At 42.1% G+C, this 12,310-nt stretch carries 9 protein-coding genes; 6 read left to right on the top strand and 3 right to left on the bottom strand.

Annotated features, from left to right (window positions below; all coding sequences use genetic code 11):
* The first annotated feature begins 289 nt into the window (after positions 1 to 289).
* The 3 genes from ACM0OT_RS17865 (at position 290) to ACM0OT_RS17875 (ending at position 3,208) form a co-directional block, all read left to right on the top strand.
* Positions 290 to 1,483 carry an NAD(P)/FAD-dependent oxidoreductase gene (locus ACM0OT_RS17865; protein WP_414565768.1) on the top strand — a complete coding sequence of 398 codons (1,194 nt, stop codon included), beginning with the start codon at positions 290 to 292 and terminating at the stop codon, positions 1,481 to 1,483.
* A gap of 314 nt (positions 1,484 to 1,797) precedes the next feature.
* Positions 1,798 to 2,451, top strand: coding sequence for an HAD-IA family hydrolase (locus ACM0OT_RS17870; RefSeq protein ID WP_414565769.1), 654 nt, complete (start codon positions 1,798 to 1,800; stop codon positions 2,449 to 2,451).
* A 163-nt stretch (positions 2,452 to 2,614) separates the two neighbouring features.
* A complete protein-coding gene (locus ACM0OT_RS17875) occupies positions 2,615 to 3,208 on the top strand; it encodes a Uma2 family endonuclease (RefSeq protein WP_414565770.1) in 594 nt (197 codons plus the stop codon).
* 166 nt (positions 3,209 to 3,374) lie between these two features.
* Here ACM0OT_RS17875 and ACM0OT_RS17880 read toward each other — a convergent pair whose 3' ends face one another.
* Both ACM0OT_RS17880 and folK read right to left on the bottom strand, forming a co-directional pair.
* The gene (locus ACM0OT_RS17880) at positions 3,375 to 3,923 is read right to left on the bottom strand and encodes an NUDIX hydrolase (protein ID WP_414565771.1); all 549 of its coding nucleotides are present in this window, start codon (positions 3,921 to 3,923) and stop codon (positions 3,375 to 3,377) included.
* Positions 3,924 to 4,009: 86 nt separating this feature from the next.
* A complete protein-coding gene (gene folK, locus ACM0OT_RS17885; RefSeq protein ID WP_414565772.1) occupies positions 4,010 to 4,528 on the bottom strand; it encodes a 2-amino-4-hydroxy-6-hydroxymethyldihydropteridine diphosphokinase in 519 nt (172 codons plus the stop codon).
* 321 nt (positions 4,529 to 4,849) lie between these two features.
* Here folK and ACM0OT_RS17890 point away from each other — a divergent pair, with 321 nt between their 5' ends.
* Complete coding sequence (locus tag ACM0OT_RS17890) at positions 4,850 to 7,072, top strand: transglycosylase domain-containing protein (RefSeq protein WP_414565868.1); 2,223 nt, start codon at positions 4,850 to 4,852, stop codon at positions 7,070 to 7,072.
* 195 nt (positions 7,073 to 7,267) lie between these two features.
* Here the strand turns inward: ACM0OT_RS17890 and ACM0OT_RS17895 are convergent, their stop codons facing one another.
* Complete coding sequence (locus tag ACM0OT_RS17895) at positions 7,268 to 9,904, bottom strand: EAL domain-containing protein (RefSeq protein ID WP_414565773.1); 2,637 nt, start codon at positions 9,902 to 9,904, stop codon at positions 7,268 to 7,270.
* Between the two features lie 533 nt (positions 9,905 to 10,437).
* Between ACM0OT_RS17895 and fabG the strand changes: the two genes are divergently transcribed.
* Both fabG and ACM0OT_RS17905 read left to right on the top strand, forming a co-directional pair.
* Positions 10,438 to 11,133 (top strand): 3-oxoacyl-ACP reductase FabG, encoded by a 696-nt coding sequence (gene fabG / locus ACM0OT_RS17900; protein ID WP_414565774.1) that lies wholly within the window; start codon positions 10,438 to 10,440, stop codon positions 11,131 to 11,133.
* Between the two features lie 287 nt (positions 11,134 to 11,420).
* Positions 11,421 to 12,146, top strand: coding sequence for a TetR/AcrR family transcriptional regulator (locus ACM0OT_RS17905; protein WP_414565775.1), 726 nt, complete (start codon positions 11,421 to 11,423; stop codon positions 12,144 to 12,146).
* Positions 12,147 to 12,310 lie beyond the last annotated feature (164 nt).

Genomic DNA, 12,310 nt, shown 5'->3' on the forward strand with positions numbered 1-12,310 from the left:
ACTGTCCATCCCCACCTTGCTTCGCTGAAAGTGGGGACTTCCGTGATTCCGTTAAGAATCTGTACCTCTTGTGAGTCAACGAAGGGATATCCAGTTGAACAGGTGAAGATATTCCCAGATATCTAGGATAATTTGCCACCACACCACAAATGTACACAGGTAAGCACCGATAACTTATCTGTATACATCTGTTAGTGTTTTTTTTAAATCGACTCATGACAATAGAATCAAGGAAATTCATTACACTGAAGTTAGTTGCCATGCTGGGATTGATTGTCCTGTAAAACCGATGACTGAACAAACTACGAGAATTTGTATCCTTGGGGGAGGCTTTGGTGGTCTCTACACTGCCTTGCGCTTAAGCCAATTACCGTGGGAGAATAACCAAAAACCCGAAATTGTCCTGGTTGATCAAAGCGATCGCTTTGTATTTTCTCCTTTACTCTACGAATTACTTACCGGAGAACTGCAAACCTGGGAAATTGCCCCACCCTTTGAAGAACTGCTACAAAACACAGGTGTGCGCTTTTATCAAGCCGTTGTCTCGGGAATTGATACCGACCAGAAACGAGTACATTTACAAGATGGCCCAGAAATCCCCTATGACCGCTTAGTACTAGCTTTAGGTGGGGAAACACCACTAGATATGGTACCTGGGGCGACCTCCTATGCCTACCCATTTCGCAACATTGCTGATGCTTATCGCTTGGAAGAACGTCTGCGAGTATTGGCAGAATCTGATGCTGATAAAATTCGCGTAGCCATTGTGGGTGCTGGTTATAGTGGCGTGGAATTAGCCTGTAAGCTAGCAGACAGACTCGGCGATAGAGGACGTTTCCGACTCATTGAAATCGCCGACCAAATTTTACGCACTTCCCCAGAATTTAACCGAGAAGCTGCCAAAAAAGCTTTAGAAGCAAGAGGTGTATTTCTGGACTTAGAAACCAAAGTCGAATCAATTAGTCAAGATGCCATCTCTTTAGATTATAAAAATCAGGTAGATACAATTCCCGTAGATTTAGTAATTTGGACTGTAGGCACAAGAGTTGCACCTGTAGTCCGTACCCTAGCTTTGAAGCAAAATCAACGTGGTCAAATTACCACTACACCAACGTTGCAAGTTCTTGACCATCCCGAAATATTTGCCTTGGGAGATTTAGCAGACTGTCTTGATGCTGAAGGACAGCAAGTTCCAGCCACAGCCCAAGCAGCTTTTCAACAAGCTGATTATACTGCTTGGAATATTTGGGCTTCTCTAACTCATCGCCCATTACTGCCTTTCCGTTACCAACAGTTAGGCGAAATGATGGCGTTGGGTAAAGACAATGCTACTCTCACTGGTTTAGGAGTCAAACTAGATGGTTCCTTAGCTTATCTCGCCCGTCGTTTTGCCTATTTATACCGGATGCCGACTTTAGACCATCAACTCAAGGTTGGCTTTAATTGGCTAGTCCGTCCTATTATAGAAACACTTTCTTCGTAGTACATACAGCAGAGAACAGGCTTGAAACTCTTTTGGTGTCCGGGTTTTATGATTAAATTGATGTCGTAAACTACCTGGCAACTGCTATAGTGCTACCTAACCACTGAAACTTTAACTAGCCCTGCGGGTGACGCCTCCGGCGCGCCTGGCGGCTAATGAAAATTACCTATGGTGAGGGGAAAACCTAATTGCCGATGGTGTTTGCTTTGCGCTGACGCCAGTGACCTGCTAAGGTAAACTCTGCCGTGGTACTGGAATCACTGCGCTGTCTCACCAAAATCTAAAATCCTATATTTATAATCATACAAAGTTTGATGGAACGACCGAAAGTTATCTTTTTAGATGCTGTGGGCACACTCTTCGGAGTCAAAGGCAGTGTGGGCGAAGTTTATAGTCAGATAGCCCGAGACTTTGAGGTGGAAGTTTCAGCCGAAATATTGAATACAACATTTCTAGAAAGCTTTAAAGCCGCACCACCACCGGTATTTTTAGATGCAGAACCACACGATATTCCCCAAAGGGAATTTGATTGGTGGCGGATAATTGCCCTTAATACTTTTAAAAGTGCGGGGGTTCTCAAAGAATTTTCTGATTTTCCTGGTTTTTTTAGTGAACTGTATATTCACTTCGGTACACCTGAACCGTGGTTTATTTATCCTGATGTCTTGGCATCTTTAGAAAATTGGCGACGATGGGGAATTGAACTAGGAATCCTGTCGAATTTCGATTCCCGAATTTACTCAGTATTGCAAGGTTTAGGACTGAGTAGTTATTTTTCTTCTGTAACTATTTCTACCCAGGTACGTGCAGCGAAACCTGATCCCCAAATATTTGCTGTTGCTTTAGAAAAACATAATTGCCCACCAGAAGCAGCTTGGCACATTGGTGACAGTATTCTAGAGGACTATCAAGGCGCAAAGTCCGCTGGTTTGCGGGGTATTTGGATTAATCGTCATAAAAAATCTTGATATTCAAATCTTGCATCTACACCCTTATAGGGTGTAGCTATACAAATAAAACCTGCCTGTGTATACTCAACAATAAATAAGAGATATGGTATTTTAAATGGCACTTCAAACAACAGATAAAAACTCGTTGATGCACTTAAAAATTCAATCAAAAACTTAAGCCATGATAGCCCGATCTGATTTCATTTTTCTCACTTCTGAAGCATACCTGCAACTAGAAGAAAAAAGCGAAATAAAGCACGAATATATTGATGGTCAAGTTTACGCAATGGCGGGAACAACTGACACCCATAACACCATTGGTCTAAATCTCGCTTTATTAATTCGCAATCATTTACGAGGTTCAGAGTGTCGAGTTTACTTTGCTGATGTTAAAGCCCGTATCGAAAAACGTAACCGCTTTTATTACCCCGATATTATCATCACCTGCGACCCTAAAGATCGAGAAACACCCACTTATAAATGCTTTCCTAAACTTATTATCGAAGTTCTATCCAATTCCACTGAAGCCTTTGATCGAGGTGACAAATTTAACGACTATCAAACCCTTGACAGCCTACAAGAATACATTTTAGTTAATAGCAAACATCAACGAGTTGAAACATTCCGCCGTAACGAACAAGGTCTATGGGTTCTACAAACTTATACTCCCAGTGACAAAACTTTTGAACTCCAAAGTATTAACCTAACTGCTTCTTTTATCGACCTTTACCAGGATGTAGAATTGGAAGCGATATCTACAACGGGTTATACCTAATAGGACTTACACAACTGGCATATTATTTTAAGTTTGTAGTAAGCGCAGCTATCTATGCCCGCAGGGCTTGACAAGATAAGGGCTAAAGCCCTTACTACAAGCAAAAAATTTTCCCGTCAAGAAATGATCATTAACGGGAAATAACTGATTTAGCTGTATATCACTACTAAATTAATAAAGGCCGCGCTAGTAAAAAGCTAGAAATTGTTTTAGCATCTACCAGCTCACCTTCAATAATTGCTTTCTCCAGTTCTTCGGGAGTCAATAAAACAGTTTCAATATCTTCATCTGCCTCTTTTTCTGGTGGGTTTTCCAGCTTTTCTAAATCTCTTGCCAGAAAAGCATAGATAATTTCGTCAGAATAACCTGGCGCTAGGAAAAATTCACCTAACTTGTCCCATTTTTGGGCACTGTAACCAGTTTCTTCTTGGATTTCTCTCTGTACTGTTTCTAGGGGATCTTCACTCGGTTCAACAGTACCTGCGGGAAACTCTAAGATGCGTCCTTGAATGGCAAAACGATACTGACGCACCAGTACAAGTTTCCCTTCGGCTGTCACAGGTACAGCTAGGGCCCCGCCTGGGTGACGAATGCATTCCCAATCTCCTTCTGCTTTATTAGGTAAACGCAAGCGATTGACTTCAAAATCAAACTTGCGACCTTTATAAAACAAGATTTGTTTCAGTAACTGTGGTAATTCTCTACCTAATGGCATAATAATATTCTGTTATATCTACCTACATATACAAACACTGTTCAGTTGGTAAAATCAGTGTTGTTTTGCATTGATGACTGGTAATTTTAATGACTCTTGAATAAGAGTACACCAGAACAGTCTACATCTTTTAGCAAATCTTTAATCACACATCCGGAAATTGGCTCTACCCATGCTGGGGCAATCTCCGCCAGAGGTATCAAAACAAAAGCCCGTTCTCGCATTCGCGGATGGGGAATTTGGAGATGTGGTGTATCCATGATTAAGTCATCATATAACAACAAATCTAAATCAAGCGATCGCGGCCCCCAGCGTTGCTGACGCACTCGCCCAAATTTTTGTTCTGTTGCTAATAAAGTCTCTAATAATAGCTGCGGCGGCATTTGTACGTGCAAAATAGCACAGCCGTTTAAGTAATCTGGTTGGGGTGGACCTACAGCTTTAGTTATATACCAACTAGATTGAGCTTGTAGTCGAATTCCTGGGGTTTGGGCCAATGTGGCGATCGCCGCTTCTAAGATGGCGTGGGAATCACCAATATTACTACCAAGTGCGATCGCAATAGCTTTTTCAGATACTATTAATGATCTGGATGCTGTGAACAATTATGTCAAAATACTGTATTAATGCTGACAAAAAAGAAATAACTAATTACGGAAAAATATTTTTATGTATTACTGAATTCAGTTAATTCTTTATGAGCTATTATACTAACACAACTGTGGTGCGCTAACCCCGAAAATTTTGTCTGGTGGTTAGGTTTCAGCTACTTTGAGCAAGGAACTGATGTGGGTAAGCTCACCTCCTAGTTCAAGCAACAATCAACCAATTTGAGTGATTCTGACACGGAGGAACCGCGATTGACTCCTGGTAATCATTACAAGAACGAGGAAGCCACTAATGAGAGCTTACCCCCCACAAAGCTGATGAAAACGAGGCAGATATTTAGTCAGATGAGTGGTATCTCATCTGGGATCATGACTAGATTGAGCAGCGGCGATAGACCTTTTTATCGTCGGATGTGGTTTTGGGCTGGTTTAGGTATAAGTAGTAGCATAGGTGGCAGTATTATTGCTTTAAACTATTTTATTGGCACCATAGATCAAAATTTACCTGCTCAGTCAGAACTAAAAGCTGCCACTCGCGAACAAACACTGACCATCAAAGCTGTGGATGGCAGCATATTGCAACAACAAGGTGAAGCCACCAGAGAACGACTCAACCTAGAGCAAATACCTGAGAAACTCCAACAAGCTTTCATCGCTTCAGAAGACAGAAGGTTTGCCACTCATCATGGTATAGATCCTAAAGGAATCATTAGAGCAAGTGTGAATAACTTGCGATCGCAGAGCGTGCTAGAAGGTGGTAGCACCATCACCCAACAGCTAGCGCGAATTCTCTTCCTCAAACAAGAGCAGACATTTTGGCGCAAATTCAAAGAAGTCCGTCTCGCGCAAAAGATGGAACAAGAGTTAACTAAAGACCAGATTCTAGAACGTTACCTGAATTTGGTGTATTTAGGATCTGGCGCTTACGGTGTAGCAGATGCCGCCTGGGTATACTTCAGTAAAACAGTAGATGAACTCTCCCTAGCAGAAGCGGCAATGCTGGCTGGATTAGCTCCCGCTCCCAGTTTGTACTCCCCAGCGCGAAATCCCACAGCTGCCACACAGCGACGCAATCTCGTATTGCAGCGGATGTATGAAGATGAATTAATTACAGCAGACCAAAGGCAAGCAGCTACTCAAGAACCCCTAACCCTCAAGAGTAATTTTCCGAGAAGATTACAGGTAGAATCTCCGTATTTTGCTAGTTATGTCCTCCAAGAATTACCCAAGTATGTTGCCCCCGATATCCTCACAAAAGGGGGATTAGTAATAGAAACTACTCTCAATCCCACTTGGCAGGAGGCAGCAGAAGCAGCAGTAGCCAAAACCTTGAAAAATCAAGGCCGCTGGCAAAATTTTACTCAAGGAGCTTTAGTAGCCATCGACCCCCGCAATGGTGAAATTCAGGCAATGGTTGGGGGCAAAGATTTTAGTAAAAATCAGTTTAATCGTGTTACCCAGGCACAGCGTCAGCCAGGATCAACATTTAAGGGATTTGTCTATGCCGCAGCCATAGCTACTGGTAAAAGTCCCAATGATAGCTACTTAGATGCACCCTTTATCGTCGATGACTACGAACCCAAAAACTACGGCAACACCTTCCGTGGCTCTATAACCATGCGCGATGCCCTCACCCGTTCTAGTAATGTAGTTGCAGTGAAAACATTGCTTGATGTGGGATTTGAGCCAATTATTAATGTTGCCCGTAATGCAGGAATTAAATCAGATCTTCTGCCTACCTATTCTTTAGCTCTTGGCTCAAACGAAGTAAATTTACTGGAATTAACCAACGCTTACGGTACCTTTGCTACCCAAGGATTGCACGTAGAATCTCATGGTATTCGCCGTATCCTCGACCGCCAAGGGCAGGTAATTTGGTCAGCTGATTTCCAACACCAACGAGTCCTTGACCCTACTAGTGCCGGGATTATGACCTGGATGCTACGCAATGTAGTCCAAGCTGGTACCGGAGGGCCTGCCCAATTACGCAATAGACCTGTTGCCGGCAAAACTGGCACCTCCGATGAAGCCCGTGATTTGTGGTTTGTGGGCTACATTCCTCAAGTGGTAACAGGAGTGTGGCTAGGTAACGATAATAACCGTCCCACTTCAGGAGGCAGTGGTAGTGCTGCTGTTACTTGGAGAGAATTTATGGAGAAAGCAGTAGAAGGGATGCCTGTAGAAAACTTTCCCGAAAGACCTAAATTACAAGGTCGGGTAGGTAGTATGAAAGCGCAGCCCATCAAGCCTAAATCAGTGCAGCATCCTGCTGCACCCACTGCTACCAATGCAGTAAATTCTAACTCTAGCCCTAACGTTAGCACCCCCGCCAGAACTCCCAGAAGAAGAACGTCTCAATCTGCTAGAAGTACGAGATCTACTAATCAAGCTCCCCCACCTAGACAACCCAGACAAGCACCAGCAAATCCCCCAACCCCTACTAGAACTCGCCGATCTTCACCCCCCACCAGTAGTTCAGGTACTTCAACAGCGCCACCATCGTGGAGGGATAGACTAAGACCTAGTGGATCTGGAGATTAAGGCTACCGTGTACACACATCTTTGTATTGATCCCCCTAAATCCACGCCACTTGCTACAAGTCGGCAAAGCCGCCCAAAGCAGTGGCTCCCCTTTAAAAGGGGGACTTTGATTCTTTTCCCCTATTATTTGAGTAAATTGGATAATTTATTCTTTGGAAGTCCCTTATCCCCAGAGGGGCCCCGAGTTCCCCAGTCCTAAAGCTTTATTTCCCCATTTTGGAGAACTTCCGTGGCTTTTTCAGCAGGAAGTGGTCTGTAGAAGAGGAAGCCTTGCACATCCTCACAGTAGATAGATTTTAAAAAATCTAATTCTTCTTGCTTTTCTACGCCTTCGGCAGTTAGTCTCAAGCCTAAACTTCTCGCCAAAGTGACGATCGCCTTCACAATATGAGCCACTTTGACATCCTTGGTCAATTCTTGGATAAAAGACTTATCGATTTTCAGATTGTGGAGTGGTAAAAGTTGGAGGCGTGACAGTGAAGAATGACCAGTACCAAAGTCATCAATGGAAAGATGAACGCCCATCTGCTCAAAATCCTGCAACACAGTTCTGGTAAACTCTAAATCTTCAATGGCGGTAGTTTCTGTAATTTCTAATTCTAAAAATTGAGCTTCCAACCCTGTTTGTTCTAAAATTTTAGCCACAGTCTCCACCAGCTGAGGTTGGCGAAACTGCTTAGGAGATAAATTAACTGCGATGGTTAGGGGGGGAAACCCTGCTGTTTGCCAGGCTTTATTCTGAATGCAAGCTGTGCGTAACACCCATTCACCAATAGAGATAATTAAGCCACTAGCCTCTGCTAAGGGAATGAAGACACTAGGGGCTACTAATCCCATGTCAGGATGTTGCCAACGCAATAACGCTTCCATGCCAATAATTTTGCCGCTGCTGATATTCACTCGAGGCTGGTAATACAGTGTTAATTCTTCTCTTTCTAGGGCATAGCGCAAGCTCTTTTCTAAGGTCAAAAGTTCAGGATTCTTGGTACTGAGAGTAGTGTTATAGAATTGGTAGTTATTTCTGCCCTCATCCTTGGCATAATACAAAGCAGTATCGGCGTGCTGAATTAAAGTTTCGGCATCAGGACTATGTTCATCTAGTAGGGCAATACCCAGGCTGGCACTGACATAAAGTTCATGTCCATCTAAATAAAAAACATCCTCTAAGGCTTGTAAAATTCTCTGTGCCACCTGGCATACTTCTTCTAGATATTTCACACGGGGTAATAGGATTGTAAATTCATCACCCCCCCAACGGGCAACAGTATCGCCACCTCTAAGGGAAGCTTTCAATCTTTCAGCTACCTGTTGTAACAATTTATCTCCTAATGTATGCCCCAGAGTATCATTAATCACTTTGAAACGATCTAAGTCTAGAAACATCACCGCTAGACTTTCGGCTTTGCGAACTGCGTTGGGTAGAGATGTGTTCAGCAGCTCATTAAATAACAGCCGATTGGGTAATCCAGTCAGCAAATCATGCAGCGCCTGAAAACGGATTCTGTCTTCTACCTGTTGACGTTGCCATGCACCACTGATACTGGCTGCCATTGTCAAAAGTGTAGATTCTTCATGCTTTGACCAATGGCGTTCTGTAGAACAGTCGGCTAAACCCAGACAACCCCAGAACTGTTCTTCTAAGCGTAGGGGCACTAGTAGCAGAGATTTGATGCCATCTCGAGAAAGTAATGCTTGCTCGGCTGCGGGAAATTCTCTGACTAATCCACTAATATACTGTCCTTGAGAAAGAACAGTGTACCAACGTGCTAATTCAGCAGACTCAAAAGGCTGATTCTGCCAGTGGTGGCGGCAAGGCTCAATATGAGTATTTGTCCATTCAAACTGAAGGCTAACGGTTATTTCTTCTGTGACTGAATGGAAATGGTTACTGAAAAGATAGGCGCGATCTACCTTGGCCGCTTCCCCTAGCACAGCTAGAGCTTTGTCAATACCTGTTGCGTAATTCATTTCTACAAGCAAATAATTGGCTGCTTCTGCCACTGCCTGTAACAAGCGATCGCGTTGGTTAAGTTCGGCTTCTGCTTGCTTTTGCTCTGTAATATCCCTAACAATAAAAGTTCTAATTAAATCACTTTCTGGGAGAAAATGTACGGATTGTTCAAAAATTTTTTGACCAACTTGCACCTCCCGCACAAAAGGATTTTCCTGATAATTTGCCACTGCACTGAGTAATCCTGTGAGGATGGGATGCTCTTGGCCAATTTTTTTGATTTTGGGAAACTCTAGAGATGCAGCTGGATTAAGATAAAGCACCCTCCCTTTTAAATCCATCTCGATAATGGGATTAGGAATTAATTCTGGGAAAGATGCTAAACGAGCTAGAGCAGTATCACTAGCTAGTTCAGATTCAGGATCAATAATTAAAGTTGCACCAGGATTAGCGTGGTTGATCTGTTCTGACAAGAAATCGGATAAGTCTTCAGCTACACAAGAGGCCAAAAATTCTGCTTCGCAAAGGTGAGAAACTGCATAATATTTGGCCTGAGCTTGATTATCGCCAAAAATAATGACATCTCCATGCTTGAGATTGTGAGAGAAGCATTTAGAGCCATTAACTAATAAGCCATTAGTACTACTCTTACCTGTGAAGTTACCATCAATAATCCGAAAGCCATATTGGTCAGTATCGGGAATAGTTACCCGCAATAAAATTGCATGTTGTCTAGAGACTGACGCCGAACGGAGGACAATGGAGTTATTACGATGCCGCCCCATCGAATAAGTTGCTTCCTGAAGGGGGATAGTTCGCTGTCCTTGCAAGTCTTGGACAACCAATAGGTGGCGTATTTGTTCCCACTCATTTTCTGGCATCGTGCATCCTCAAATTTTCCTACCCTAGAATTTGTATTGAAAAACATTGCCCAAATCATGCATCAACTTCAGCCCCCTGTTTTTTGAGAAGCACTGGGATTTTTGAGTAACTAATTTAGGTAATCTTTCAATAATTAATTACCTGTAAGGCGATAACCACTGGCTAACCAGTAGGCGTTTTAGCCTGTTTTTGAACTCAAAAATGAGGTTGTGTAATTTAAGTTCTTTTAGCTCAAGTCTTTTATGTTTATATGTGCTTAAATACCCAGAATAAAATCAAACACCTCAGATATTACATGGTAAATTTGCTGATTTTGTATTATGAGTTCAGAGTCATCATCAGTACATTCAACGCTTGATTATTCAGTGAATACAGATAGCATTAGCAAAATTGCTATAAGTAATGTTACTGATGTTAAATATTTTTTATCAAAAATATAGCTGAAAGGTCAAGTAAATTTAGTTAGGTAATGTTCGCTAAATGCTGGCATCGCGTTATCTTAAAAATGAACTTTCAGGTGTGCAAATATTTCATGAAAGGCAAGCAAGTCTTACTCACAGGCGGAACTGGCGGACTAGGTTTAGGTGTGACACCAGCGGTTCTAGCTCAAGGTGCAGATATAACCATTACTTATCGTAATCCCAAAGAAGTGGAACGCTTGAAGGAAAATCTTTTACCTGCTGATTTTGCCAGGCTTCACTTTATTCCCGCTAATCTAGAAGAAGAAGCTTCAGTAGACAATCTCATCAATCGCATCGGACGGATAGATGTGTTAATTCATCTGGTGGGTGGCTTTTCAATGGGGAAAACTCATGAATACAGTTTTTACAGTTGGAAACGCGAATTAGATTTAAATTTAAATACAACTTTCTTGACTTGCAAATATAGCCTGAAAAACATGCTGGAACATGGCTATGGTCGGATTGTTACGGTCGGTTCAAGAGCTGCTGTAGAACCTGCGGGGCAATTAGCAGCATATTCTGCGGCAAAAGCTGGTGTGGTAGCCTTGACGAAGGCGATCGCAGATGAAACTAAAGGTACGAATATTACCGCTAATGTCATCTTGCCTAGCGTAATTGATACCCCGAAAAATCGTGAAGCTATGGGGTCAGAAAATGCTGACAAGTGGGTAAAACCTGAATCTTTAGCCCAATTAATCTGTTTTTTGGGTTCGGAAGCTGCTCAAGATATCCGAGGTGCGGCAATTCCTATCTACGGTCATATTTAGGTACGTTTTTCTAAAATACGTTTTGTACCAGAATATTTTGGACATTTTGTTTTGATGAATAAATCTTCCATATGATGAGGTGGCTTCTTGACTATCATGCTTCTTTTGCTGCTGGTAGATTCCTTTTTCAGCTTACCTGCTTTACATACTAATTAGACAGCTAGAGAGTAAATCTTGCATGAATCTACACCCAGAAAGCTTGACAGTAGGGAGTACTTGAATCATAATATGACCAACTGGTCGTGTGACTAGCTGGTCATATATTGAACGAAATAAACTTATTTGCTATGCCGACTCAGACCTTTTTCAATCTACGCGAAGACAAAAGACAAAGCCTTGTAGCGATCGCAGTTGCAGAATTTGCCAGTCACGATTACGAAACTGCCTCAATTTCCAACATTGTGAAGCAGGCAAAGATTGCTAAAGGTAGTTTGTATCAATATTTTGAAGATAAAAAAGACCTTTATTTATATCTAATTGACTTAGCAAATCAACAGAAAATAGCCTTTTTACAAAATGCTCATGCTCCTCAACCACAGATGGGATTTTTCCCATACTTGCGTTGGCTGTTTAGTATTAGCGCTCGTTTCGATTTAACCCATCCTGATCTCAGTCAGATTGTTAATCGCGCCGTTTATGGCGACGTACCATTTCGAGACGAAGTGCTGCAACGAACTAAAAAAGGTTCGGTGGAGTATATTCAGCAACTAGTTAATCAAGGCATTGCTCAAGGAGATATCGACAGTGATATAGATCCACACTTAGCTACATTTATTATTTTAACTTTGGCTGAGGGCTTGAGAAACTTTATCCCCGAAAAAATTGGCATTGCTCCTCAACAGTTGGCTAATGAAGTCCCAATTGACTTAGATATGGAGGCAGTGGAGAAAATTTTTGATGACTTGATTCTGGTATTGGAACAGGGTATAGGCAGTAAATCAAGTGCATCAAATGGCAAAGAAACTCTACAAGTAAGAAATGGAGTTAGGCGTACAATAAATAATAGAAAATAACTAAATACAATCTTTCATTAACTCGTAATAAATTCTCTGCGTACCTTTGCGTGCCTTGGCGTTTAAATTTCAACCCTCAATTCGCCACGATTTTCGTAAAGCCGTACTAAGCTGGATCTATTTTTTATTAATAAAAAATAATCCCAAAAATGCCAATTTAAAAA

The organism is Anabaena sp. CCY 9613 (assembly GCF_963920895.1).
Classification (GTDB): Bacteria; Cyanobacteriota; Cyanobacteriia; order Cyanobacteriales; family Nostocaceae; genus Cyanocohniella.